The organism is Pseudonocardia oceanicola (assembly GCF_047200735.1).
Taxonomy (GTDB): domain Bacteria; phylum Actinomycetota; class Actinomycetes; order Mycobacteriales; family Pseudonocardiaceae; genus Pseudonocardia.
The window spans coordinates 131,200-155,110 of sequence record NZ_JBJZON010000010.1 but is presented as its reverse complement, the minus strand read 5'-3'; the positions used below and the strand labels follow the sequence as shown (position 1 = coordinate 155,110).

The 23,911-nt window shown below is 72.6% G+C and carries 26 protein-coding genes; 10 read left to right on the top strand and 16 right to left on the bottom strand.

The features are described from left to right. Positions 1-68 precede the first annotated feature (68 nt). Genes ACL02T_RS16840 through ACL02T_RS16820 form a run of 5 tightly spaced genes read right to left on the bottom strand, consistent with a single transcriptional unit; the run spans position 69 to position 5,457 of the window. Complete coding sequence (locus ACL02T_RS16840) at positions 69-773, bottom strand: LLM class flavin-dependent oxidoreductase (protein WP_412831666.1); 705 nt, start codon at positions 771-773, stop codon at positions 69-71. Beyond that, positions 770-2,740, bottom strand: coding sequence for an acetoacetate--CoA ligase (locus ACL02T_RS16835; RefSeq protein ID WP_412831665.1), 1,971 nt, complete (start codon positions 2,738-2,740; stop codon positions 770-772). The genes ACL02T_RS16840 and ACL02T_RS16835 overlap by 4 nt, the downstream gene beginning before the upstream one ends. A gap of 53 nt (positions 2,741-2,793) precedes the next feature. Next, positions 2,794-2,916, bottom strand: a complete 123-nt coding sequence (locus tag ACL02T_RS16830) for a hypothetical protein (protein ID WP_412831664.1) — start codon at positions 2,914-2,916, stop codon at positions 2,794-2,796. Between the two features lies 1 nt (position 2,917). Then, complete coding sequence (locus ACL02T_RS16825) at positions 2,918-3,907, bottom strand: LLM class flavin-dependent oxidoreductase (protein WP_412831663.1); 990 nt, start codon at positions 3,905-3,907, stop codon at positions 2,918-2,920. After that, complete coding sequence (locus ACL02T_RS16820) at positions 3,904-5,457, bottom strand: acyl-CoA synthetase (protein ID WP_412831662.1); 1,554 nt, start codon at positions 5,455-5,457, stop codon at positions 3,904-3,906. The genes ACL02T_RS16825 and ACL02T_RS16820 overlap by 4 nt, the downstream gene beginning before the upstream one ends. Positions 5,458-5,659: 202 nt before the next feature. Between ACL02T_RS16820 and ACL02T_RS16815 the strand changes: the two genes are divergently transcribed. The 5 genes from ACL02T_RS16815 (at position 5,660) to ACL02T_RS16795 (ending at position 10,486) form a co-directional block, all read left to right on the top strand. Then, positions 5,660-6,094, top strand: a complete 435-nt coding sequence (locus ACL02T_RS16815; RefSeq protein ID WP_412831661.1) for a Fur family transcriptional regulator — start codon at positions 5,660-5,662, stop codon at positions 6,092-6,094. A gap of 55 nt (positions 6,095-6,149) precedes the next feature. Continuing rightward, a complete protein-coding gene (gene katG / locus ACL02T_RS16810) occupies positions 6,150-8,384 on the top strand; it encodes a catalase/peroxidase HPI (protein WP_412831660.1) in 2,235 nt (744 codons plus the stop codon). A gap of 220 nt (positions 8,385-8,604) precedes the next feature. After that, entirely contained in the window at positions 8,605-9,249 is a 645-nt protein-coding gene (locus ACL02T_RS16805; RefSeq protein ID WP_412831659.1) for an RNA polymerase sigma factor, read from the top strand. Between the two features lie 35 nt (positions 9,250-9,284). Further along, positions 9,285-9,566 (top strand): hypothetical protein, encoded by a 282-nt coding sequence (locus ACL02T_RS16800; protein WP_412831658.1) that lies wholly within the window; start codon positions 9,285-9,287, stop codon positions 9,564-9,566. A 227-nt stretch (positions 9,567-9,793) separates the two neighbouring features. Further along, a complete protein-coding gene (locus ACL02T_RS16795; RefSeq protein WP_412831657.1) occupies positions 9,794-10,486 on the top strand; it encodes a fasciclin domain-containing protein in 693 nt (230 codons plus the stop codon). A gap of 78 nt (positions 10,487-10,564) precedes the next feature. On the opposite strand, the gene ACL02T_RS16790 is transcribed toward ACL02T_RS16795, so the two are convergent. Next, positions 10,565-11,074 (bottom strand): hypothetical protein, encoded by a 510-nt coding sequence (locus ACL02T_RS16790; RefSeq protein WP_412831656.1) that lies wholly within the window; start codon positions 11,072-11,074, stop codon positions 10,565-10,567. Then, positions 11,064-11,501, bottom strand: coding sequence for a pyridoxamine 5'-phosphate oxidase family protein (locus ACL02T_RS16785; protein ID WP_412831655.1), 438 nt, complete (start codon positions 11,499-11,501; stop codon positions 11,064-11,066). Before ACL02T_RS16785 ends, ACL02T_RS16790 begins: the two co-directional genes overlap by 11 nt. A 362-nt stretch (positions 11,502-11,863) precedes the next feature. Here ACL02T_RS16785 and ACL02T_RS16780 point away from each other — a divergent pair, with 362 nt between their 5' ends. Then, positions 11,864-12,304 carry a hypothetical protein gene (locus tag ACL02T_RS16780; protein WP_412831654.1) on the top strand — a complete coding sequence of 147 codons (441 nt, stop codon included), beginning with the start codon at positions 11,864-11,866 and terminating at the stop codon, positions 12,302-12,304. On the opposite strand, the gene yhjD is transcribed toward ACL02T_RS16780, so the two are convergent. Further along, on the bottom strand, positions 12,214-13,323 hold the full coding sequence (gene yhjD / locus ACL02T_RS16775; protein ID WP_412831653.1) for an inner membrane protein YhjD: 1,110 nt from the start codon (positions 13,321-13,323) through the stop codon (positions 12,214-12,216). The two genes, ACL02T_RS16780 and yhjD, sit on opposite strands and share 91 nt — an antisense overlap. A gap of 77 nt (positions 13,324-13,400) precedes the next feature. Between yhjD and ACL02T_RS16770 the strand changes: the two genes are divergently transcribed. Continuing rightward, complete coding sequence (locus ACL02T_RS16770; RefSeq protein ID WP_412831652.1) at positions 13,401-13,583, top strand: hypothetical protein; 183 nt, start codon at positions 13,401-13,403, stop codon at positions 13,581-13,583. A 114-nt stretch (positions 13,584-13,697) separates the two neighbouring features. On the opposite strand, the gene ACL02T_RS16765 is transcribed toward ACL02T_RS16770, so the two are convergent. After that, a complete protein-coding gene (locus ACL02T_RS16765) occupies positions 13,698-14,156 on the bottom strand; it encodes a pyridoxamine 5'-phosphate oxidase family protein (protein ID WP_412831651.1) in 459 nt (152 codons plus the stop codon). Between the two features lie 315 nt (positions 14,157-14,471). On the opposite strand from ACL02T_RS16765, the gene ACL02T_RS16760 reads away from it, so the two are divergent. Together ACL02T_RS16760 and ACL02T_RS16755 are read left to right on the top strand one after the other, a co-directional pair. Continuing rightward, on the top strand, positions 14,472-15,662 hold the full coding sequence (locus ACL02T_RS16760; protein WP_412831650.1) for an acyltransferase family protein: 1,191 nt from the start codon (positions 14,472-14,474) through the stop codon (positions 15,660-15,662). After that, positions 15,659-16,555 (top strand): alpha/beta fold hydrolase, encoded by an 897-nt coding sequence (locus ACL02T_RS16755; RefSeq protein ID WP_412831649.1) that lies wholly within the window; start codon positions 15,659-15,661, stop codon positions 16,553-16,555. The genes ACL02T_RS16760 and ACL02T_RS16755 overlap by 4 nt, the downstream gene beginning before the upstream one ends. Before the next feature lie 282 nt (positions 16,556-16,837). On the opposite strand, the gene ACL02T_RS16750 is transcribed toward ACL02T_RS16755, so the two are convergent. From ACL02T_RS16750 to ACL02T_RS16735, 4 genes are all read right to left on the bottom strand, one after another. Next, positions 16,838-17,122, bottom strand: a complete 285-nt coding sequence (locus tag ACL02T_RS16750) for a hypothetical protein (RefSeq protein WP_412831648.1) — start codon at positions 17,120-17,122, stop codon at positions 16,838-16,840. A gap of 385 nt (positions 17,123-17,507) precedes the next feature. Further along, positions 17,508-17,735 carry a hypothetical protein gene (locus tag ACL02T_RS16745; RefSeq protein WP_412831647.1) on the bottom strand — a complete coding sequence of 76 codons (228 nt, stop codon included), beginning with the start codon at positions 17,733-17,735 and terminating at the stop codon, positions 17,508-17,510. After that, the gene (locus tag ACL02T_RS16740) at positions 17,722-18,360 is read right to left on the bottom strand and encodes a hypothetical protein (protein WP_412831646.1); all 639 of its coding nucleotides are present in this window, start codon (positions 18,358-18,360) and stop codon (positions 17,722-17,724) included. Before ACL02T_RS16740 ends, ACL02T_RS16745 begins: the two co-directional genes overlap by 14 nt. Beyond that, positions 18,357-18,794, bottom strand: a complete 438-nt coding sequence (locus ACL02T_RS16735; RefSeq protein WP_412831645.1) for a PspC domain-containing protein — start codon at positions 18,792-18,794, stop codon at positions 18,357-18,359. Before ACL02T_RS16735 ends, ACL02T_RS16740 begins: the two co-directional genes overlap by 4 nt. 557 nt (positions 18,795-19,351) lie before the next feature. Here ACL02T_RS16735 and ACL02T_RS16730 point away from each other — a divergent pair. Then, complete coding sequence (locus ACL02T_RS16730; protein WP_412831644.1) at positions 19,352-19,753, top strand: HPF/RaiA family ribosome-associated protein; 402 nt, start codon at positions 19,352-19,354, stop codon at positions 19,751-19,753. Positions 19,754-20,023: 270 nt separating this feature from the next. Here the strand turns inward: ACL02T_RS16730 and ACL02T_RS16725 are convergent, their stop codons facing one another. The 3 genes from ACL02T_RS16725 to ACL02T_RS16715 all read right to left on the bottom strand — a co-directional run bounded on the left by ACL02T_RS16725 (position 20,024) and on the right by ACL02T_RS16715 (position 23,629). Then, complete coding sequence (locus ACL02T_RS16725; RefSeq protein ID WP_412831643.1) at positions 20,024-20,668, bottom strand: response regulator; 645 nt, start codon at positions 20,666-20,668, stop codon at positions 20,024-20,026. Between the two features lie 241 nt (positions 20,669-20,909). Beyond that, the gene (locus tag ACL02T_RS16720) at positions 20,910-22,703 is read right to left on the bottom strand and encodes a sensor histidine kinase (protein WP_412831642.1); all 1,794 of its coding nucleotides are present in this window, start codon (positions 22,701-22,703) and stop codon (positions 20,910-20,912) included. A 377-nt stretch (positions 22,704-23,080) separates the two neighbouring features. Continuing rightward, entirely contained in the window at positions 23,081-23,629 is a 549-nt protein-coding gene (locus ACL02T_RS16715) for a flavodoxin family protein (RefSeq protein WP_412831641.1), read from the bottom strand. Positions 23,630-23,911: the final 282 nt, after the last annotated feature.

Genomic DNA, 23,911 nt, shown 5'->3' with positions numbered 1-23,911 from the left:
CGCGGAGCCAGACCTAGCGACCGGCAGGCACGAATTCGGGCTCGGTCCCATGCTGCGGCAGTGACGGATCAGGGAAAGAGGGCTCTGACTTTCTCGGGATCGGGCCCTCCCGGCTCGATCACCACCACCGCGTCGTCGAAGCCTGCTTCGGCGTAGCGGTGGAGTTGCTCGCCGACCGGGGCGAGGTCGGACGGGTCGGAGAGTGGGATGGCGCAGACGATGGCTCGTCCGCCACCCGCCACTCGGAAGCGCCGGAGAGCCTCGAGGATCTGGTCGGGGGTGCGGCGGTGGGCGGAGGCGAGCCAGCCGTCGAAGTCCCTGGCGGCCTTCTCGACGTTGGCGCCCCAGGAGCCGAGCAGGAAGGGCGGCGGGGCCGGTAGCAGGTCCCGCAGCCGGGCCACGTTCTCGTCGAACGTGCGGAAGCGGCTGCGGTAGTCCCGGTCCAGGAGCGCGTAATCGGTCTCGGTCGACCCGGGGCTGAGGCCCATGACCAGCCTGTCCCCGCACACCAGCTGCAGCGACCGGATGCGGTGGGCGAGGTCGGCGGGGTGGTGGAGCGGGACCTGGATCGTGGCCGGGCCGATCTCGACCTCGGGAGCAACGACGACGGCCGCCGCCAACGCGACGAACGGGTCGGGGACGAAGCCGGAACGCCCGATGATCTGGGGCGCCCAGAGGCTCTCGAAGCCCGCGTCCACCAGCCGCCGGGCCCAGGAGGCGACGTCGTACGGCCGACCGGAACCGAGATGCGCGAGGTAGGCGCCGAGCTTCACCACCGGGACGCGGCGAACCGCGCGTACCAGCGCAGCGCGTCGGGGTCGTCGACCGAGGCGATGTTCGCGGCCTTCTCCAGCGGCCGGCCGCTCAGCAGCTTCTTGATCGGCACCTCGAGCCGTTTGCCGCTCAACGTGTGCGGGACGGCGGGGGCTTCGACGATCTCGTCCGGGACGTGGCGGGGCGTCAGCCGGGTACGGAGCGTGGACCTGATCCGATCCCGGAGCCCTCCGTCGAGCGGGACACCGGGAGCCGGGACGACGAACAGACCCAGCCAGTAGCCGTCGTCGGGCTGCTCGACGCCGACCACCAGGGCCTCGCTGATCTCCGGCATGGTCTCGAGCACGTCGTAGAAGTCGCTGCTGCCCAGCCGGACGCCCTGCCGGTTCAGGGTCGAGTCCGAGCGGCCGTGGATGGCGAGGCTGCCGTCGGCGTGGAACGTGACCCAGTCCCCGTGCCGCCAGACGCCGGGCCAGGTGTCGAAGTAGGACTCCGTGTAGCGCACGGCGTCCGGGTCGTTCCACAGGTACACCGGCATCGACGGCATCGGCTGGGTGACGACGAGGTCGCCCACCTGGTCGACGACGGGCTTGCCGTCCTCGTCCCACGCCGCGCAGTCGACACCGGCGAGGCGGCCGCCGATGCACCCGACCCGGACCGGGGCGTACTCGTTGGCCCCGACGAACGCGCCGGAGACGTCGGTGCCGCCGCTGGTCGAGTCGATCCGCACGTCCGGGCCGACGTGCTCCATGATCCAGTGGTAGCCGGCCGAGGGCAGCGCCGAGCCGCTGACCATCACGTGCCGCAGCCGGCTCAGGTCGTGCTCCTGGCGCGGCGACACGCCGGTGTTGGCCGTGGCCATGACCACGGCGGCACCCAGCAGCATGACGTCCGCCCGGGCGCGGGCCGCGACCTCGAAGACCGCGCCCGCCGGGTGGCCGGGGCTGCCCTCGTACAGCACGATGCTCGCGCCCCGGGTGAGCACGCCCAGCTGCATGTTCCACAGCGCCCAGCCGGTCGAGGTGAAAGCGAACATCCGCTCGGCGGCGCCCGGCTCGCGCGGAGCGGGGCGCAGCCCGCAGTACAGCCCGGACCACATCAGGCCCTGCAGCGTCATCCCGCCGTGGCCGTGGACCAGGCCCTTGGGCAGCCCGGTGGTGCCCGAGGTGAACAGCACCCAGAGCGGGTGGGAGAACTCGACCTGCTCGAACTCGAGCGGCACGTCCTCGGCGAGGACCGAGTCCCACGGGAGCGCACCCGGAGGAGCGGGCCGGTCGAAGACGTACGGGACGTGGACGACGTGCCGCAGCGTGGGCAGCCCGGAACGCAGCTGCGCGACGACGTCGGCGCGGTCGATCTCCGTGCCGTTCCAGTGGTAGCCGTCCGCCGCGATGAGCACGGTGGGCTCGAGCTGCGCGAGACGACCGATGGTGCCCTCGGCGCCGAAGTCCGGCGAGCAGCACGACCACACCGCGCCGACCGCGGCGGCGGCGAGGACGCCGATCACCGCGTGCTCGGTGTTCGGCAGGTAGGCGCAGACCCGGTCGCCGGGGCGCACGCCGGCCCGCCGCAGCCAGCCGGCCGCCGCCGCGACCGACCGGCGCAACGAGCCCCACGTGATCTCTCGCGCCGGCTCCCCGCCCTCCCGGACGCACACCACCGCCACCGAGGAGTCGGCCCCGTGGCGCAGTGCGTGCTGGGCCCAGTTCAGCCGCGCCCCGGTGAACCAGCGGGTGTGCGGCATCGGGTCGGCGGTGCGCGCCTGCGTCCACGGCGCGGAGAACTCGACCCCGTAGTAGTCCACGATGGACAGCCAGAAGCGGTCGACGTCCTCCACCGACCAGGCCCACAGGGCGTCGTGGTCGGGGAACGGCCGCCCCTCGCGCTCCTCCAGCCAGTCCAGGTACTCGCGCAGCGCGGAGCCCTCGATCCGGGCCGCCGTCGGGCTCCAGAGCGTGTCGGTCATCGGCACCGCCTCCCTGTGCGACGGTCCCGGTCGCGCCGGCCCGTCGCACATGCTCACACGAGGGAGGCGGTCAGCCCGCCGTCGAGGACGTCGTGGCCGCCGGTGATCCACGACGCCTCGCCGATCCCGGCGGCGGACCCGGTGACGAGGACCCGCTCACCCTCGAGCTCGCTCATGTCAGGAGGCCTCGACCTTCGGCATGATGTCGTTCTTGATCCGCTTGAGGTCGTCGAGGGTCTTCGACACCGGGACGTCCGCGAACGGCGGCCAGAACATCGGCATCGTCATCCCGGCCTCCTTGTACTCCTTGAGCTTGTCGGTGATCTGCCGCTCGCTGCCCGCCAGGAGGTTCGTGACCTTGCCCGCGGGCGAGTCGTCCAGGTCGACGTCCGTGATGACCGTCCAGATCATGCTGCTGATCTCGAGGTCACCGATCTTGCGTGGGCTGCCGATCTCCTCGAGCTCGCGCTCGATCCCGCCGCGCCAGGTGGCGATGTCCTCGGGCGAGTCCTGGATCCCGATCCAGCCCTTGAGGTCGTAATTGCTGACGCGCTTGGCCGCCCGCGCCGGGTCCTTGAGACCGGAGAAGAAGATCGGCAGCGGGTCCTGCAGCGGCTTGACCCCGAACCCGCAGCGATCGAAGTCCGCGAACTCGCCGTGGTACTCGAACAGGTCGTTGGTCCAGATGCCCTGCATCACCTCGATCGTCTCGCGCACGTGCTGGTGCCGCTTCGGGAAGATGTGCGCGGCGCTCGCGGCCGCGAACTCCTCGGGCATCCACCCGGATCCGACGCCGACGTTGAGCCGACCGTTCGAGAGGTGGTCCATGGTGGCCATCTCCGCGGCCAGGACGCCCGGGGCACGGAACGGCGTGTCGATGATGCTCATGCCGATCCGGACCTTCGAGGTCTTCGCCGCGAGCCACGGGATCAGCGGGTAGCCCTGCAACCACTGGCCGCGCGAGGACACGGGCAGTGCCCTGGGCAGACCGTCCATCATCCCGAACGGGTACTGCAGCTCCTGCCGGTCCGACGCCTCCGGGACGACGATCCGGTCGAGCGTCCAGACGGAGTCGAAGTCGAGCTCCTCGGCGAGCGCGGTGAGGTCCTCCAGCTCCTTGACGGTCACCTTGTCGCGGAAGTTGGGCAGGTAGAGGGCGAGCTTCATCGGGTTCCGCCTCCTTGCGGTACTGCGCTGAGGGTCGTGCGGATCTCTGTCTTGAGGACCTTGCCGACGGTGGAGCGCGGGAGGTCCGGCCAGATCTCGATCTGCTTGGGCGCCTTGACGCTGCCGATCCGCTGCTTGACGAACGCGACCAGTTCGTCGAGGTCGACCTCGGCCGCGGGCCGGAGCTGGACCACGGCGGTGACCCGTTCGCCCCACTTCTCGTCGGGCAGGCCGACCACGGCACAGTCGCGGACGGCGTCGTGGGCCATCAGCGCCTGCTCGACCTCGGCGGAGTAGACGTTGAACCCGCCGGTGATCACCATGTCCTTGGCGCGGTCGACGACGTGGAGGAAGCCGTCCGCGTCGAGGAAGCCGATGTCGCCGGTGTGGTGCCAGCCGTGGGCGGACGCCTCGGCCGTGGCCTCGGGGTTGCGGTAGTAGCCGGCCATCACCAACGAACCCCGGACACAGATCTCGCCCCGCTCCCCGCGCGGCACGGGCCGGCCCTGCGGGTCGAGGATCGCCACCGTGACCAGCGGCGAGGGTCGGCCGGCCGACGACAGCCGATCCGCGGCGATCGTCCCGTCCGGCCGACGATGCTCGGCCGGGGACATCGTCGAGATCATCATCGGGGCCTCGGACTGCCCGAAGAGCTGCGCCATCGGCCCGATCCGGTCGAGCGCCTCGGCCAGCCTGGCCACCGACATCGGCGCCGCGCCGTACCAGAAGCACTGCAGCGACGACAGGTCCGTGCTGTCGAGCGCCGGATGGCCGAGCACCATGTAGATCACCGTCGGCGGCAGGAACGTGTGGGTGACCCCGTGCCGCTCGATCAGCTCCAGGAACCGGCCCACGTCGGACTTCGCCATGATCACGACCTCGCCGCCGAGCGCGAGGATCGGGAAGCACAGCACGCCGGCCGCGTGGGTCAGCGGCGCCAGGGCCAGGTACACCGGGCGCCCCTCGAAGGGATAGCTCATCAGCGTGATCGCCGACATCGCCTCGAGATTGCGATCGGTCAGCATGACCCCCTTGGGCCGCCCGGTGGTGCCGCCGGTACCGACCAGGGCCACCACGTCGTCGGGCTGGGCGGTCTCGGCGTCCGGGTCCGCGCGCGCGGCGTCGAGCCAGGGGCCGAACGCCTGGGCCGGACCGTCCTCCTCACCGAGGCGGACGAGCGTGGCGAGTTTCGGGAGCGTCGGGGCGATCTCGGCGACCAGCTCGTCGAAGGTCGGCTGGAAGATCAACAGGGAGCAGTCGAACAGGTCGAGCAGCTCGGCGTTCTCCGCGGCCGCGTTGCGCGGGTTGATCGGGCACCACACCGCACCCGCCCGGGCGATGCCGAAGACGCACGAGAACGCCGTCGGGTCGTTGGCCGAGAGGATGCCGACCTTGTCCCCGGGCCCGACGCCCGACCGCCGCAGCGCCCTGGCGACCGCGTGGGAGAGCTCGACGACCTCGCCGTAGGAGAGCGAGCGCCCGTCGAAGGTCAGGCAGGGAGCCTCGGGATCGAGGGAGACGCCCTTGTCGAGGTAGAAGGTCAGCGACATGGTCGTCCCTCGATCGTCGGCATCGTTGCTGACGAAACGACCGTGGCCCGATCCAGGACGGGTGTCAAGATCTACCGGGACGAGCGGTCAGAGAGGTCCACTCGCAGCGCCGAGCGCCCGACGGGGTCGACCCCGGCCCTCCACCCGACCGACTTACGTTCTGGACTTGATCCAGTCAGGTCTTCGTGGTGGGATCGGTCCCGTGCAGAGCCCAGCGCAGATCGAGCGTTCCCTCCGTGACGCCGCGCTGCGTGTCACCGCACCGCGCACCGCCGTGCTGGCGGCGGTGCACGAGCACCCCCATGCCGACACCGAGACCCTGCTCGCGGCGGCGCGGGCACGACTCGGGTCGGTGTCCCACCAGGCCGTGTACGACGTCCTGCGCGCCCTGACCGACGCCGGCCTCGTCCGCCGCATCCAGCCGGCCGGCTCGGTCGCCCGCTACGAGGCGCGGGTGGGAGACAACCACCATCACCTCGTGTGCCGTTCCTGCGGCACGGTGCGCGACGTCGACTGCACCGTCGGCGAGCCGCCGTGTCTGACCGCGTCGGACGACGGCGGCTTCGCGATCGACGAGGCCGAGGTCGTGTACTGGGGCCTCTGCCCCGCCTGCCAGTCTTCGCCCGCGGACCGCTGAGCGCGCGCCCGCCAGACCAGACGCACCCACCACAGGCCCCTCAGGAAGGACCGACGTGACCGACCCGAAGCCCCGCGACTCGTCCGCGAGCCCCCAGGGCACCGACAGCACCGCAAGCCGCAGCGAGAGCGAGAACCCCGCCCTCGCCGGCCCCACCTCCCACACGGAGCACCGGCCGCGGACCAACCGCGACTGGTGGCCGAACCAGGTCGACCTGTCCGTGCTCACCAGGACCTCGCGTGAGTCGGACCCGCTCGGCGACGACGACTTCGACTACAAGAAGGCCGTGGCCCAGCTGGACTTCGAGGCCGTGAAGGCCGACATCGTCCAGGTCATGCGCACCTCGCAGGACTGGTGGCCCGCGGACTGGGGCCACTACGGCCCGCTGTTCATCCGCATGTCGTGGCACGCCGCCGGCACCTACCGGCAGCACGACGGCCGCGGCGGCGCCGGCGAGGGGGCCCAGCGCTTCGCCCCGCTCAACAGCTGGCCGGACAACGGGAACCTGGACAAGGCCCGCCGCCTGCTGCTGCCGGTCAAGCAGAAGTACGGCCGCAACCTGTCCTGGGCCGACCTGCTGGTGCTCGCCGGCAACGTGGCCCACGAGGACATGGGCTTCGAGACCTTCGGCTTCGCCTTCGGCCGGCCGGACGTGTGGCAGCCGGACGAGGTCTTCTGGGGTCCGGAGGACACCTGGCTGGGCGACGAGCGCTACAGCGGCGACGCCCCGCTCGAGCTCGAGGGCGCGCTCGGCGCCGTCACGATGGGCCTGATCTACGTCAACCCGGAGGGCCCGAAGGGCTCGGCGGACCCGGTCGCGTCGGCGCACGACATCCGCGTCACCTTCGGTCGGATGGCGATGAACGACGAGGAGACCGTCGCCCTCATCGCCGGCGGCCACACCTTCGGCAAGGCGCACGGCGCCGGGAACCCGGACCTCGTGGGCCCGGAGCCGGAGGGCTGCCCGGTGTTCTCCGGCGGCCTCGGCTGGAAGAACCAGAACGGCACCGGCAAGGGCCCCGACACCGTCACCAGCGGCCTCGAGGGCGCCTGGACCCCGAACCCCACCCAGTGGGACAACGGCTACTGGGACATGTTGTTCGGCTTCGAGTGGGAGCTCACCGAGAGCCCGGCGGGCGCCAAGCAGTGGAAGCCCAAGGAGGCCGAGGGCCAGGAGCTGGTCCCCGACGCCCACATCGAGGGCAAGAAGAACCCGCCGATGATGGCGACGACCGACCTGTCGCTGCTCGCCGACCCGGAGTACCGCAAGATCTCCGAGCGGTTCCGCGACAACCCCGAGGAGTTCGCCGAGGCCTACCGGCGGGCCTGGTTCAAGCTGCTGCACCGCGACATGGGCCCGGTGTCGCGCTACGTCGGCCCGTGGGTGCCGCAGGAGGTCCAGCTCTGGCAGGACCCGGTCCCGGCCGTCGAGCACGAGCTGCTGTCGGAGTCCGACGCCGCCGAGCTCAAGAAGCAGATCCTGGCCTCCGGTCTGACGGTCTCCCAGCTCGTGCACACCGCCTGGTCGTCCGCGGCGTCCTTCCGCACCACGGACAAGCGTGGCGGCGCGAACGGCGCCCGGCTGCGCCTGGAGCCGCAGGCGAGCTGGCCGGTCAACGCCGGCACCGCCGAGGTCATCGCGAAGCTCGACGAGGTCCGCCAGGCCTTCGGCAAGCCCGTCTCGCTCGCCGACACGATCGTGTTGGCCGGTGCCGCCGCCGTCGAGAAGGCCGCCGCGGACGCGGGCGTGGACGTCACCGTGCCGTTCGCCCCCGGTCGTACGGACGCGTCGCAGGAGCAGACGGACGTCGACACGTTCGGCTACCTCGAGCCGCGCGCCGACGGGTTCCGCAACTGGATCTCCCCGGACGTGAAGCTCGAGCCGGAGACGCTGCTCGTCGACCGGGCCTACAACCTCGAGCTCTCGGCGAAGGACCTGACCGTGCTGATCGGTGGCCTGCGCGTGCTGGCCGCCAACACCGGCGGCACGCAGCACGGTGTCTTCACCGACCGGCCGGGCGTCCTGTCGCAGGACTTCTTCCGCAACCTGCTCGACCTCGGGGTCGAGTGGAGCACGTCGAAGGACACCGAGGGCGTCTACGAGGCCCGCGACGCCCAGGGCAACGTGGTGCGCACCGCCACCGCGGTCGACCTCGTCTTCGGCTCCAACTCGATCCTGCGCGGCATCGTCGAGGTCTACGGCGCCGACGACGCCAAGGAGAAGTTCGTCCGTGACTTCGTCAAGGCCTGGGACAAGGTCATGAACCTGGACCGCTTCGACCTGCGCTGACCGCTCCGCTCGACGACGCCCTGGCCCGCCGCACCCGCGGCGGACCAGGGCGTTCGCCGTGCTGCAGGGGAATGCCCCGTCGTCGGGCCTCGCCCACCACCTCGCGCGTCGTCGGTCCGGCTCGCCGTTCCGGCGGCCGCGCTCCGGCTGCAGGTCGAGCGCCCGCGCGCCGCACCGGAGGCGGTGAACCGCGCCGTCGGTGGATCACGAAGAAGGGTGCGTGAACCAGCCGAGGGCGCAGGCCCGGGTCGCGGGCGCGGTGCCGCCGCCGTCCGACGAGGAGCTGCTCGGCGCCGTCGCCGCCGGGTCGGGTGCTGCGCTCGGCGCCTTGTACGACCGCTACGGGCGCCGGGCGTGGTCCTTGGCCCGGCGGATCTGCGGGGACCAGACATTGGCCGAGGATGCGGTGCAGGACGGGTTCCTGACGGCGTGGAGGCAGGCGGCGCGGTTCGATCCGGCGCGCGGTGGCGCGTCGAGCTGGCTGATGACGCTCGTGCATCATCGAGCCGTCGATCTCGTCCGCCGTGAGGACGCCGTCCGTCGCCGCACCATGAACGGCGAGGTGGTGGACCAGATCCTGCCCGCGGAGCCCGGAGCGGACGCCGGTGCGCTCGATGCCGTGGTGGCCGGGTCGGTACGGACCGCACTGGACGAACTGCCCGCGGAACAGCGGCGGGCCCTGGCGCTGGCCTACTTCGGCGGGTACACCCAGCGGGAGGTCGCGTCGTTGACCGGTGTTCCGCTGGGCACGGTGCCGGGCTCCGGGAGCGGATCCTGGCGGCTGCCGTCGCAGAGTTCGGCGGACGCCCGCCCGTCCCGGGCGGACGCCTCGACGTGGTGGCCGCGTCGTCGGCCGATGCGGTGAGACCGCGTCCACCGCGGCGACGCCTGGTGACCGTGGTGGCCGCTGCAGCCTGCGTGATCGCCGTCGGTGGGCTGGCGGGGCAGGCGGCGAGCATGCGGTCCCCCCATGACACCGAGGTGGCGCAGAGTCGGGACCTGGGCCGGATCGTGACCGGACTGCCCGACGCCGGCGCGCCGCGCCCACTGGGCACCTTCGGACGGGGTCACCACTCTGCCGGCCCGTCCGGTGCGGTCACGACGCTCGCCGTCTCCCTGGAGCCCGGCCGGATCGCCCCGGTCTCCCCGACGCGAGTGGTGGCCAGCGGCCACCTCGGCTGAGAAGGGCCGCCGGCCGGCGAGTACCGGTCGTGGGCCACCACGCCGGGCCGGTCCCGTGTCGACGGCTGCCTCGGCACGGCCCGCGACGTTTTGCACCATCACCTGATCGGAGGTGAACCGGAAATCGTCGGAGAACGTAGTCGAGGGCCTCGCCGAACCGCATCAGCAATCACGCCGAAGACCCGATGAATGGCTCGGAGGAACGAGCCGGAACAACGGGAGAAACGATGAACAAGCCCTTTCGGTTGGCCGCTGCAGGCGCCGTCGCCGCACTGACCGTGACCCTCGCCGCGTGCGGGGCGTCGGCGGACTCCGCCGACCCCTCGCCGGCGGCCGCCGCGCCGATGTCGCAGGCCCCGATGTCGGGGTCCCCGATGTCCGGGGCCACGGGTGCGGGGGTCACCACCGAGGCGGACGTGTTCGGGCCGGCCTGCGACCAGCTGCCGCAGGGCGACGCCCCGGGCTCGCTCGACGCCATGGGCCCGCAGCCGGTGGCCACCGCCGCGAGCACCAACCCGCTGTTGAGCACGCTGGTCACCGCCGTCGGCAAGGTTCCGGGCCTGGCCGACACCGTGAACCAGCAGGAGGCGATCACGGTGTTCGCCCCGTACAACGGCGCATTCGACGAGGTGCGGACCCAGCTCGGGGACCAGGCGTTCACCGAGCTGCTGGACAACCCGACCCAGCTCGGGGACCTGCTGTCCTACCACATCGTCCCGCAGCGTGACGACGCGCAGGGCCTCATCGACGCGGGCACGACGAACCAGCTGGCGGGCGGCACCGTGACGATCGGCGGCACCGCGCAGGCGCCGACCCTCACCGACGGCACGGGCAACACCGCGAACGTCCTCTGCGGCAACATCCCCACCTCGAACGCCACCGTCTTCGTGATCGACAAGGTCCTCATGCCCGCGTCCTGACAGCGGACGAGCGGGGTGAGCACCGAGGGGGTGCTCACCCCGCGCCGGCTGTGCGGTCCGGGAACCGCCGGGGCCGCCTCAGGACCCCTTCGGGAGCCGGCAGTGGATCGCCACCGCGAGCACCAGCACCGCCAGGCCGGCCAGCGACATCACCGGCTGCAGAACGTGGTAGCGCTGCATCACCAGCAGCTGCACCGCGATCCACCCGACCTGCGCCGCTCCGGCCAGCACGGACGCCACGACCGCGCGGCGGTCGTGGCGCAGCTCGAGCACCGCGGCCGCCACCATCGGGACGGCGACGACGAGCAGCAGGAACACCCCGGGCCACAGCCACGACGTGAACGGGGTCCCGGCCAGCCAGTCGTCGGGCATCCCGATCAGGTTCCCGGCCGCGAGCCCGACGCCACCGTAGATCGCAGCCGCGGCGATCAGCAGTTCGAGGCCGGCGAGCGCGCGGACCGCCGCGGTGGCCCGACGACCGTTCGCCGCGGTCAGGGCCGTACCGCCGTCCGGCGAAGCGACCCGATCAGCACTCCCCGCCCCGCCGCGGCGATCGACGCGCGGGCCGGGTGCCGGCTCAGGAGGCATGGGCGTCGAGGTGCCGCACCGCCGGACGGAGCCGGCGGCCGTGCAGCAGCTGCAGCGGTATCGAGATGACGTGCCCGTCGCGGCCGGCGACCCAGGGGCCGGGCAGCATCGCGGACAGGTTCTCCAGCCGGTCGGGCACGACGACCTCGTAGGCTTCCCCGACGCCGAGCACCGTCCAACCCGCGCGCGCGACAGCATCGATCTGATCGGCCTGGAAGCCGACGACCGCGTGCCGGACGGCGGCGGCGAGCGTGCTGCCCTCAGCGGTCCGGAACACGACCTCCTCGCCGTCGAGCACGAAAGCCACGGGATGCGCGGCGGGCAACGCCCCACCGGTGTACAGCACCCTGCCGACCTGTACCCGGGCGAGCAACGCCAGGCACCCGGAACGGCTGATCTCACTCAGCTCGCCGCCGACGTCGTCCACGACCTCTCCTCCTCGCCTTCGTTCCGGCGCGTGCCGGAATGCACCGGGGCGACCATGATCGCCCGCGCCGCCACGACCCTGGCTGGTTCCGCTTCCCGCACCAGGGACCAAGGACTCCGACTCGCCTCGGCAGCTTGGGTATGGTGACGGGCTCGTCGCCCGTCGACATCGTCGTCCCCGGACCCGATCCCGACGCCCCCAGGTTCCCCCAGCCACGCCACCCGGAGGGGTGGCCGAAGGTCCTGGCTGTTGCCGCGATGGACCTGCTCCGCCCGCCGCGTCCGACGGCCCGACGAGGGCCTCTGGCCCCTACGACCGGAGGCATCGTCCACGACAGGCTGCAGGAGACGAAGGAGATCACCATGCGGACCCGACTCCGGCAGCGGCAGCTCCGGCATCTCACCGACGGGCGCCTGTGGCGCTTCTGGCTCACCGGCTGGGTCGGACTCGCCGCGCTGGCCTTCGCCAACGGCACCCTGCGGGCCATGGTCTACCAGGACCTCGTCGGCGAGACCGCGGCGCGGCAGATCGCGACCGGGGTCCTGCTGGTCGTGATCGGGATCTACGTGACGGTCCTGCACCACCGCCGCCCACTGCCCGACACCCCCACGGCCCTCGCCGTCGGCGCGGCCTGGGCCGCGATGACGCTGGCCTTCGAGTTCGGCGTCGGCCACTACGTGCTCGGCACCCCGTGGCAGACCCTGCTCGCCGACTACGACCTCACCCAGGGTCGTCTCTGGGTCCTGGTCCCGATCGCCACCCTGCTCGCGCCCGCGCTCGTCCGCTCCCAGCAGCAACGCTGACGATCCGGCAGCAGCCGGCCGCCGATCAGGCCTGCCACCGCCCCGGCCCCGAGCAGGCCGGCACTCGCCGCCGTTCCGAGACCACGGCGGACGCACACCTCCGGCCGGATCACCGCGGGTTCCGGTGGGGGCGGCGGCGGCTCCAGCTGGTTCTCGCGCGCGGTGGCCGCCCAGGCCGCGATGAAGATCAGGAACCGGGACACCGTGTAGATGAAGATCATGAGGCCGAGGATCGGGCCGAACGCGATGCCGGTCGGGGAGCGGGTCACGAACGCCAGGTAGACCACCATCCCCTGCTTGATGATCTCGAGGCCGACCGCGGCGCCGATCGCCGCCCGTCCCGCACTGCGCCAGGTCAACTGCCCGCGGGGCAGCCGCGCGTAGACCCAGACGAACAGCAGCCAGTCGGCGAGCAGGCTCAGGACGACGCCGAGCGCCATGAGGAGCCAGCGGCCCCAGCCGAGGTCGGCGAGCCCGAGGAACTCCAGGATCCGCCCGGCGAAGACGCCGGCCGCGGTGGTGATGCCGAACGACACCACCAGCGCCAGGCCCAGCCCGAGCAGCGCCACCAGGTCGATGCGCAGGCGGCGCAGGAACGGCGGCGGCAGCGGCGGTTGGCCCCACTGCTCGGACAGCGCGGCCCGCAGGTTGCTCATCCACCCCAGGCCCGTGTAGACGGCGATGACCAGGCCGACCACACCGACCGTCGAGGCGGAGGCCACGGCCTGGTCGATGATCGAGTTCACCGTGTCGTCCAGCCCGGCCGGGAGGGCCTCGTCCACGTGGGCCCGCACTCGCGCGAGCGGCTCCGGGTCCGCGACCAGCACCAGCGTCACCACGGCGAACGCCACCATGACGAGGGGGACCAGCGCCAGCAGGCTGAAGTAGGTGATCCCGGCCGCGTAGTGGTTGCCGTGCCGTTCGGTGTAGCGCACCCCGGCGCGTACCAGGTGGTCGAGCCACGGACGACGCCGTCGGAGGCGGTCGAGACCCGACACGACGGTCGACTGGTCGGTCACCACGGCCTCCCCGGGCGGTCTGCGTTGCGGTGATCCACGGTCGCGAACGCGTCGCCGGCCCCGCTCACCTGCGCGGGGTGACGTTCGGGCTCGGCGCGGTGCGCCTTCGCATCGCGATCGGGGTGCTCGGCGGGTCGGCCATGGCCGCCACCGTCGCCGTGCTGACCGGAGCCGCCGCCGTGCGACTCGTCGCCCGGCCCGACTCCGGCCCTGGTCCCGGGTCATGGAAGAGAGACGGCGACACGCGGGATGCGGCGTGAACGGAGGCTGGGGGGACGACGTCGATCACCTCGCCCCCCGTCACGCGGGCCGGAGCGTTCTGGTCCTCGGCAGCATCTCGACCGGCGGGCCGGTCTCGCGGCAGCTCCCGGACTTCACAGGTACGCCCCGGGTTCGAAGGCCGGGGGGAGCCGGCCCGGAACGATCCGGCGGCCGCTGATCTGCTGCGGGATCAGACGCATCCAGTGCCCGTGCTCGCCCGGCGCCCACGGCTCGACGCCGCTGGCATGAGTACGTTCGACGAGCTCGGCCCGGTGCTCCGCGGTCACCTCCTCGGCCAGCCCGCGTACGAGCACGCTCCAGCCGGCTCGCGTCCCCCTGTCGATCTGGTCGACCTCGAAGGTGACGTTCGCGTGGTCGGCCGCGCCGAGCTTGGTCCCGGCGTCCGTGCGGATGACGATGATGCTGCCGTCGAGTGCGTAGTTCACGGGGAAGATCAACGGGTAGTGCTCGGCGTTCACGCCCAGCCGCCCGATCTGCTCGGTGCCGAGGAGGCGGTAGCACTCGTCGGCCTCCAGGACCTGCAGCTCCCGGTCGCGTTCGGCTTCGGTCATCGGTTCTCGTCCTCTCGGGGTGACGCTCTCGGGCAGACCCGGACGTGGCCATCGTCTCCTGATCCGCACCGGAAGTCATCGCAGCGCTGCGCGGGCGCGTTCACCGCCCCTGGTCCCTGCCCTGTCGGGCTCGGCCGAACCCGGACGGTGACCGATCGATCGGAGGTACCGGCCGCCGCCTCCGTGTACATCCGGACGGCCCCTTCCCTGCGGCCCTCGACGATCCGGGCTGCAGCCGAGACGTCGACCTTGTGCCCTGCCGGGCCAGGTCCTCGGTCCGCATCCGCGCCCGCGTCTGCGGGGGAGAGTCGTGTCGTGACGACGACCGGTGCCCCGACCTCACGGACTCGGTTGGCCCACCTGGACGGCCTCAAGGTCGTCCTGGTGGCCTGGGTCATCGGCGGCCACGCCCTGCTGGGCTACTCGGCGGTGGGTGGGTGGGCCTACGACGAGGTGCGCGAGGTGACGTTCGCGCCGGGTGTCGAGATCGGGTTGGTCGCGGTCCTGGGGCCCTCCGGGCTGTTCGTGATCGGCCTGTTCTTCTTCGTCGCCGGCCTGCTCACCGAGGGCGCGGTACACCGGCACGGACCGGCCCGGTACGTGCGGGACCGCTTGGTCCGCCTGGGCCTGCCGTGGCTGCTGTCGGCGCTGCTGATCTGGCCCGCCTCGGTGTGGGTGGCGGCGGTGTCCGCGGGCGAGCAGGTGTCGCCGTGGTGGGTGTTCACCCACCGTGACCCGTTCCTCGACGCCGGGTCGCTCTGGTTCGCCCTGGTCCTGCTCGTCTTCTCGATCGCGTTCGCCGGCTGGACGGTCCTGCGCGGCGGGCATCCCGCGCCGTCCGGTGCGTTGGGCGGGGGACACGTCGCCGGGGCGGCGGTCGCGATCGCCGTCGCCACCGTCGTGGTGCGACTGGCGTTCCCGGCCCGCAGTGGTCAGATCGCCGACCTGCACCTGTGGCAGTGGCCGCAGTGCCTCGGCATGTTCCTGCTCGGGGTCGCCGCGGCCCGCCGGGGATGGGCGGTGCACATCCCCGACCCGATCCGCCGGGCGTGCAGCTGGATCACCGTCGGGGTGCTGGTGGCGCTGCCCGTCGTCGCCGTGGCCAGCGGTCTGCACGACGTCGCCCGCGACGACGGGCCCTATCTGGGCGGCTGGACCTGGCAGGCTGCGGCGACCGCGGCGGTCGAGGCGCTCCTGGTGACGTGCGGGTCGATCGCGCTCGTGGGACTCGCGGAGCGGCGGCTGCACCGGACCGGACCCCGGGCGCGGCGGTGGTCGCGCGCTGCCTTCGCGGCCTTCGTCGTCCAGGGACCGGTGCTGATGGTCGCGGCGACGGCGCTGCGCCCGCTGCCGGCACCCGCCGAGGTCAAGGCCCCGGTGGTGGCGGTGGTGGCGATCCTGGTGTGCTTCTGGCTGGGTGGGCTGTGGAGTGACGCGGCCCGCCGCCGGCGTGGGGATCGACGGGCATCCGCGGCGGAGGGCGACGCGCGGGATGGCCTGCTGTGACCCGGCGCTCCGTCGACGCCGCCCAGGCGTCCCCGGCGCTGCACCACGTCGACTTCGGCGGTCCGCCCGGCGCCGCGACCGTGGTGTGCGTGCACGGGCTCGGCGGGTCGCACCTGAACTGGGATCTGCTGGCGCCGCTCCTGCGCGCGCGGTACCGGGTGCTGGCCGTGGACCTTCCCGGCTTCGGGCTCAGCCCGCCGCCCCGGGGTCCGGCGACGGTCCGGCGCAACGTCGACGCGCTGGCCGGGTTCCTCGCGTCCTGCGGAGGGCCCGTGACCCTCGTCGGCAACTCGATGGGCGGCCTCGTCGCGGTCCTGGTCGCCGCGGGACACCCGGACCTGGTGCGAGCGCTGGCACTGCTCGATCCGGCACTGCCCGCACCGGGACGGCTGCTGCGGTCGCCGGAGGCCCTTGCCCGGGTCCTGGCCTACGCCGTCCCGGGCGGCGGGGAGTGGCTGCGGCGCGCCCGGCGCAGACGGATCGGCGCGCGGGCGACGGTCGAGGGGACGCTGCGGCTGTGCGGGATCGACCCCGACACGGTGCCGCCCGCGCTGATGGCGCGGTCCGTCGCCCTCGTCGAGCACCAGGACGACGTGGTCGGCTTCGACCGCGCCTTCCTGTCGGCGTCGCGGTCGTTGACCTGGGCCATGGCCCGGGCACACACCTACGAGTCGGCGATGACGGCCCTGCAGATCCCGGTGCTGCTCGTGCACGGCGACCGCGACGGGCTCGTCCCCGTCGGCGCCGCCCGCACGGTCGCCCGGCGTCACCCCGACTGGCGCTACGTCGAGCTGAAAGACGTCGGACACGTCCCGCAGCTGCAGGCCCCCGACGAGGTCGCGGGACTGCTCCTGCCCTGGCTCGACGAGATCGGCGCGGCGCCGCCCGGGTAGGCCCGCGTTCCTGTACCGACCGCACCCGCTGTTTCGGACGTCGTTCTGACGGACCTCAGCGCCACTGCGGCCCTACGGTCAGCCGCTGCGCGGCGCTCCGTCGCGGGGACCGGGTGCTTGCCGGACAGCACCGGCGACGACACCGAGGCCGGCACCGATGGCCGCGCCAAGCGCGATGCCAGGTCCGCGCGCTACGACGACGCCCACGGTCATGCCGATGCCGGCCCCCCAGCGCGACCCCCACGCCCGGGCCCACACCTGCCGTGCGTCCCTTGATCTCCGTCATCGCTGTTGCGCTTCCTCTCCCGGCGCCTCGGCCTGCACCCTCGACGGCCTGCGACCGCTGGGACGGCGGTCGAACCCGAGCCTTCCACGGGTGAGAGCAACCAGGAGTGCCGCTACCGCAAGGAGCGTGCCCAGGACGACGAGGTCGACGGTGAGGTTGTCGTCGACCAGGAGGAGGTGGTCCAGCGACGGAGTGAAGGCTCCGTGCGGCAGCACGCAGAGCAGGACGCTCTCGGTGCGGTTGTAGAGCCAGGTGCAAACCCGAACAGCGTCGGCGCCCACAGAGACCACGAGATCGCGTAGGCCAGGACGACGAAGGCGAGAAGAGGACGCTGCGCCGCCCAGCGGGTGATCCCGCGTCTCGATCGCGCCGAACCGTCCACCCCGGCCGCTCCGTCGAGTTCCGACCCCATGTGTCGGCCTCTTCCCGTGCGTGGTTCGCCGAGGCTGTCCCCGGCTGATGCACCCGAACCTCTGACCAGCGCGCGAGGGGCATCAGCGCTTGGGGCATCCACCTGGCCACACCGCTGTCGGGCCGGCCGGCGCAGCAGTCCGTCGTTGCGGGCGAGCTGGTCATGGTCAGTTGCCGCTCCGGCGGTCGACGCGCTGACGATGCGGAGTGGCCGGGCGCGGGGAGGTGTCGGCCGAATCCCCGCAGCGGCCGGCCTCAGCGCCTTCCGCGTCGGCGGTGCACCCCGACCACCCCGCCGACGACCGTCACCGCACCCACGACGATCAGGACAGCGGGCACGATCACCGACCACGTGATCGTGAGCAGCCCCAGTTCCTGCAACAGGAACACCACACCGAGCAGCAGGAAGCCCAGACCGGCACCGAGCACGCCCGCCGAGAACTCCGGGAACGCCCCGGAAGGGGCCGTCTCAGGAACCGACACGGTGCACCTCCACGTCCCCGACCCCCAGGTCGACCGCGACGACGGGCGCCGGCGAGGTCACGGACCGGGACCACGACAGATCGACACCCTCCTCGACCTTGCCCCCGTCGACCGTCACGCTGCCGGCGACGACGTCGGCCTCGACCCCGACCGCGGCGGACGCCAGGACGCGCACCACGACCTTGCCGGCCCCGACGTGCACGGCCATCCGCCCCCCGGTGGGCAGGGCGGAAGCGGTCAGATCGATCTCGACCGTACCGGCGGCCAACCTCGTGTCCGCCGGCCACCCACCCGGTCCCGCGGCAATGGTCCGGTCGCCGACGGGACCGGCGAACCGAGCCGCGCCGACCCCGACCCCGGCCGCCAGCACGGCCAGCACGACCCCGATCACCACGACGTCCGCGCGGCCCCGCCCACCCGCCAGCGACAGCAGCAGGACCACGCCGACCAGGACGAGCCCGACGGCCGGCACGAACCGCCACGGAACGGAGACACCCTGCGCGCCGAGCATCGAGCCGACGCCGACCGCGACGATCAACGACCCGAGCACGATGCGCCCCCACTGCGGGCCCGCCCTGCGCCGGATCCGCGGCGCCTCCACGACGCGGGGCTCGGTCGCCGTCACGACCGCCCCCGATGCCCCGACACGAGCACGACGATCCCGACGGCGACGACGACCAGCGGCCAGAACACCTCGGCACCGAACCAGGGCATCCACTGCCGGGCCAGGAGCAGGGCGCCGAGCCCGATCAGCACGGCGCCCCAGGCGATCGCGACGGTGTACCGGTCCCCGGTCGCGGGTGCGGTGTCCGGCTCGTCCTCGTCGGCCTCCGGGACGACGATCCAGGCGACGACGTAGGCCAGCACGCCGAACCCGCCCGAGAGGGCCAGCGCGACAGCGGCGATCCGCAGCAGCACCGGGTCGACGTCGAGGTAACGGGCGACGCCGCCGCACACGCCGCCGAACACGCGGTCCCGCCGGCTGCGGCGCAGCCTGCGGGTCTCACCACGCCCGACGGGCGGAGAGACGGACGGGGGCGGGAAGTCGGGTCGGGTCACGGTGCACCTCCGAGGGGCTCGCCGACGACGATCCCGGCCGCCGCAGGACCCCGTCCCGGGGCGAGGGCACCGAACCGGGGCACCGGACGTCCCGTTCCTCCGGACCGCAGGACCCGCCCGCTCCGTGACCACCGCCGTCAGGGTTACGAGCGCGGCTCGCCGGCGGTCGACCGGTGTTGGTGCGGCCGTCGGGACTGCGGCGGGGCGACAGGGCGTCGCCGAGGCGTGCGACGTCCCCGGACGAGGGTGAGGAGCGGCCCGCGACACCGAGGCGGAGTGGCGGCGCCCGCGGTCGCGGCCCCCCGACCCGACGTCCTCGTGGTCGGTGTCGGGCCGCTTGCGCTGGCCCTGCCGGCGTACGCGTACGGTGCCCGGGTCCGCGTGGTGGAGCTGACCGCGCGACCCGGGGTGCATGGGCTGCTACCCAAGCAGGGCCCGCCCCCTCGCCCAGGGCCCCGGCCCCACGACCATCGACCCGGGGCGCCGGGCCGTCGGTCCGGCGCAGCGGGGACCTGTGGCACTGCTGGCCGGATCATCCGATGGCCGACGCTGCCGCAGTGAGGAACGACAACGCGATCCCGGTGGACGACGCCACGTCTCCGCCCGGCTCCCACTGCACGGTCCAACTCGGCGTCGGCATCGCCTCGGATCTGGGCGATTATGCGAGCTCGGTCATCGGCCGCGTGCTCGAGCACCGCGGGCGTGGTTCGGCGCCGGCCCGCGTGCACGTCGTGAGGCACCGCGACCCGGCTCGCCCGCTTCCGGTGACGGCCCGCGCCGTGGTGGACCTGGACGGGACCGTGATCACCGCCCATGCGGAGGCGGCGACTCCCCGTGCCGCCGTCGACCTTCTCGTGGCGCGACTCACGCGCCGGCTCGAGAGGATGCGTCGTCCCGCCCGGGAGGGTGCGCACGGTCTTCCCGGTCCGAACCTGCGCCGCACCGGCGAGCTGCGGTGAGGGACGCCGTCACCGTCGTCGGGGCCGATGATCCCGCCGCGGCGCCGCTGCCGATACCTCCGGTGGCGACGCTCCGAGCCGGCGTCGGGGGTGTGGCCGCATCGCCCCCCGCACCTCGCACCGCGGGACAGCCCGCCGCGCGACAGTTGCTCGGCGCAGGCCCAACGGCACTGCTGGCGAAGCGCTCCGGCCACGCCCGCGCGATCGGGTTGTCGCCGCAGGTCGATCAGACGCCAGTGCCGACGGCGACCTCCCCGCATCGGACGCGCGTCATCGGGCGGACCGGCGTTGGGTCTCGTACACCGCGGCCTCGGTGCGCCGCGAGTAGCCCAGCTTGTGCAGCAGCGAGGAGACGTAGTTCTTCACCGCCTTCTCGGCCAGGAAGAGCTCCGCGCCGATCTGCCGGTTGGTCAGCCCGTCGGCGACCAGCCCGAGGATGCGCCGCTCCTGCGGGGACAACGCCTCGTAGAGGGGGTCCTCCGGCTTGTCCCCGGCGCGGAGCCGCTCGAGCACCAGGGCGGTGGCCTCGGGGTCGAGCAGCGACCCGCCGGCGGCGAGGGTGCGCACGGCCCCGATCAGGTCGATGCCGGCGACCTGCTTGAGCAGGTAGCCCGAGGCGCCGGCCATGATCGCGCCGAACAGCGCCTCGTCGTCGGAGTGCGAGGTGAGCATGAGGCAGGCCGGGGGCGGCTCCATCGCCGAACGCACGTCGCGGCAGACGGTCACGCCGTCGCCGTCGGGCAGCCGCACGTCGAGGATGGCCACGTCCGGGCGGGCGGCCGGGATCCGGGCCAGGGCCTGGGCGGCGGTGCCGGTCTCGCCCACGATGCGGATGTCGTCCTCGGTCTCGAGCAGTTGGGCGATGCCGCGTCGGACGATCTCGTGGTCGTCGAGCAGGAACACCGAGATGGGCACGCTTCCTCCTCGTGCATGCGGTCGATCAAGACCGTATCCAATGCGCGAGCGGGGTGCCGAGGTGCGGCCCGATGTTCCGTACGGACGGGCCGGAGCACTTCCCGTTCGTCCGGCTTCTTCCTGCTCGCGGTTGCTGTTGATGACGTGGATGTAGACGAGGCCCGCTCACCTCCCGCGCCGGCGCACTCCGCCCCCGCCGATCAGGAGAGGTTGCCCAACCGTGCTCGGAGCTGCGTTCGGGTCAGCGGAGGGGAACGGTCCACGTCAGAGCGGTGCCGCGCGGTACGCGAGCGTCGATGGTGAACGAGCCGCCGCGCTGCTCGGCTCGACGGCGCATGTTCTGCAGTCCGCTTCGACGACCGTCGACCGGGATGCCGACGCCGTCGTCACGGATCCGCAGGAGGAGCTGACCGTCGGCCGCGGTCAGGTCGACCTCCGCCATCGTGGCGTGGGCATGACGGGCGATGTTGGTCAAGGCCTCACGTGCGACGGCGAGGAGATCGGGCGCCAGGTCGGGGCCGGCGACCGTCTCGATCGGGCCCGCGAACCGCACCACGGGCTCGAAGCCGAGCACCGCTGTCAGCTCGGTGGCCAGGTCCAACACCTGAGCTCGCAGTCCCTCGGGCCCGGAAGCCGGGGGCTGGTTGAGGGCGAAGATCGTGGTGCGGATCTGGCCGATGACCCCGTCGAGCTCACCGACGGCGTCGAGGACGCGCTGGGTCGCGCGCCCGGCCGGCATTCCGGCTGCGGTGCTGTGCAGGGACAACCCCGTGGCGAACAGCCGCTGGATGATGTGGTCGTGCAGATCCGCGGCGATGCGGTCGCGCTCGTCGAGCAGCACCAGCCGCTCCTGCTCGACCCGGGCATCGGCCAGCTCCAGCGCGACCGCCGCCTGATTGGTGAACCCGGCGGCCATGGCCAGGTCTTCGGCGGTGAACACGGGGCGGCCGCGGCGACGGACGACGGTCAGCACGCCCCGTCCGGTGTGTGCGCCCGCCAGCGGAAGGATCATCATCGGACCCACGTCGAAGCTCGTGGCGATGCCGGACCCCCCGTCCTCGAGCGAGGTGAGCCGCGACGGTGTGCCGGTGTGCAGGGCATCCCGAAACAGTGGGGTGTCTGCGGGAAGCTCCAGGTCGGGCAGATCCTCGGCACCGACCCTGGCTGCGGAGTGCAGCCGTTCGTCGTCCTCGTCGCGGAGCCAGATCGAGACCACGTCGGCATTCGCCGTGCTCAGGCACAGGTTCGCGATCAGCGTCCAGGGGTCCGGGGTCCGCCTCCGCGACTCGGGGCCGTCCGCGGTGAGCGCTTCGGGCGGGGTGAGCACGGTGTGGGTGACGGTGGCCGCAGCACGCAGCCACTCACCGCGGTCGCGGGCGATGTTGTACAGGCGGGCGTTGTCGATGGCCACCGCGGCGGACGCGGCCAGGGCCAGCGTGAGTTCCTGGTCCTCGGCGGTGAACTCGCCGTGGGTGCTCTCGGCGAGGTAGAGGTTGCCGAAGACCTCGTCGCGAATTCGGATGGGCACCCCGAGGAAGCTGTTCATCGGGGGGTGTCCGGTGGGGAAGCCCGACGAGCGGTCGTCGTCGGAGATGCGGGAGAGCCGGATGGGCTCGGGCGTGTCGATCAACGCCCCGAGCAACCCCTTGCCCTGCGGCAGGTGCCCGATGGTGGCGGCGGCGTCCTCGGACATACCGGAGTGGATGAACTCGATCAGGTGCCCGTCGGAGCCGATCACGCCGAGGGCCGCGTACCTCGCGCCGACCAGCTCTCGCGCCTCCTCGACGATGCGCCGCAGCACCACGGGCAGGTCCAGGTCCGAGCCGACGGCCTGATGGGCACGCAACAGGCCCCGCAGCCGCCCCTGACTGGCCATCACCTCCTGCGCCCGGTCGACGAGCTGACCCAGGAGCTGGTCCAGCTCGAGGCGCGGAACGTCGACGAACGCAAACCCCCGGTTCGCGTCCTGTCCGCCGGGGTCGGGAGGCGTGTCCGATCGCGTCCCGGACCCGTGGCGCCCCTCCGCCTCGGTCACCACACTCACCACCTGTCGAGACTCTCCCGCGAGGAGCGCGTCACCAGCCGGGCCGCCTGCTCGGGTTTCTCTCTGCTCGGCTGCGGTGTGGCCAAAGACCGTTGAGCTTGCTGACCACGAGCCGTTCGCCCCCGGTTCCGACCATACCCAGCTGCCTCCCCACCCCGTCCAGGATCAGGCTGGTTTCGGCCGCGGAGAACTCGGTCTGGCTGCCCCGGATACTGGGAGAGGGCGCCGACCGCCCCGTCATCCTTGCGATGCGAAGTTCCTGACGGGAGAGCTCAACCGGTGCCATCGATCTCCCGTGGGCGGCTGACCGCCGACGGTGTCGTTCGTCAGGTACCGGGACGAGGGCCTGCCGTCGGCTGTCGTCCCGGCTAGGAGCCGAATTCGCCGGCCGAGGCGCGAGAGTCGGCGAGTCCGCCCAGGCTCCGGCCCCAGCTGCGTGCACGGTCCTCCTCACCATCGGCCAGGGGCCCTCTGGTGTCGGCGACGAAGAAGTGCTCGGCAGGCGCAATGATCGTCGCGCCGAGCTTGCTGAGGAGCTTCTCCTCCGTCCGGGCGGCATGGTCCATCTTCGTCAGGATGCGATGTCCGCTGCCTCGGGTGTCGAAGGCGGCCGCAGCGAGCCCGGTACGAGGCACGCGCACGGCCTGCAACCACTCGTGCAAGCCGGTGGTGGTGTCGGCGATCGTGGCGCCGTGCTGCGTCACCGCGCTCTCTCGCGTGGAGGGCCGGGGCATGCCGAACGCATGGTTGGGACCACCCACGACGAGCAGCTCCACATCGGGGCCGATCTCGGCGGGGGCCTCGCCCGCGGCGAGGACCTCGGCGGCCAGGACGGGTGACAGTCCGTCGGCGATCGCGTACGCGATCACGCGGGCATCCCCGAACACCGACTCGTAGACCACCAGGGCGCGGGTCACGCGCTCACCACCTCGTTTGCTCGCTCGTCCACGCACCTGACGCTAGAGAGGTCCACTGCGCGCGTCCTACGGACGAACGGCCTCCGTCGCCGGGCGAGAGGTCGCGCAGCGATCGGCCGCGTGGCCTGGCTCCTCCGTGGCCACAGCTCGGACCGGCAACCGTTCTTCCAGGGGGCCGTCCACGCCATCTGCGCTTCGCTGCTTCTGCAGGCGCGCTGGGACCCGGCCCCTGACGTGATGAAGGGGCGGGGCCTCCCGCTCCTCGTGGCCCTCGGCTCATGC

Bases quoted from the DNA above. Each gene is read 5' to 3' on its own strand.
- ACL02T_RS16790 (WP_412831656.1), bottom strand. From the start codon at position 11,074: ATGCCTCCTGAGCCGGCACCCGGCCCGCGCGTCGATCGCCGCGGCGGG.
- ACL02T_RS16830 (WP_412831664.1), bottom strand. From the start codon at position 2,916: ATGAGCGAGCTCGAGGGTGAGCGGGTCCTCGTCACCGGGTCCGCCGCC.
- ACL02T_RS16780 (WP_412831654.1), top strand. From the start codon at position 11,864: ATGCGGACCCGACTCCGGCAGCGGCAGCTCCGGCATCTCACCGACGGG.
- ACL02T_RS16835 (WP_412831665.1), bottom strand. From the start codon at position 2,740: ATGACCGACACGCTCTGGAGCCCGACGGCGGCCCGGATCGAGGGCTCC.
- ACL02T_RS16825 (WP_412831663.1), bottom strand. From the start codon at position 3,907: ATGAAGCTCGCCCTCTACCTGCCCAACTTCCGCGACAAGGTGACCGTC.
- ACL02T_RS16795 (WP_412831657.1), top strand. From the start codon at position 9,794: ATGAACAAGCCCTTTCGGTTGGCCGCTGCAGGCGCCGTCGCCGCACTG.
- ACL02T_RS16765 (WP_412831651.1), bottom strand. From the start codon at position 14,156: ATGACCGAAGCCGAACGCGACCGGGAGCTGCAGGTCCTGGAGGCCGAC.
- ACL02T_RS16820 (WP_412831662.1), bottom strand. From the start codon at position 5,457: ATGTCGCTGACCTTCTACCTCGACAAGGGCGTCTCCCTCGATCCCGAG.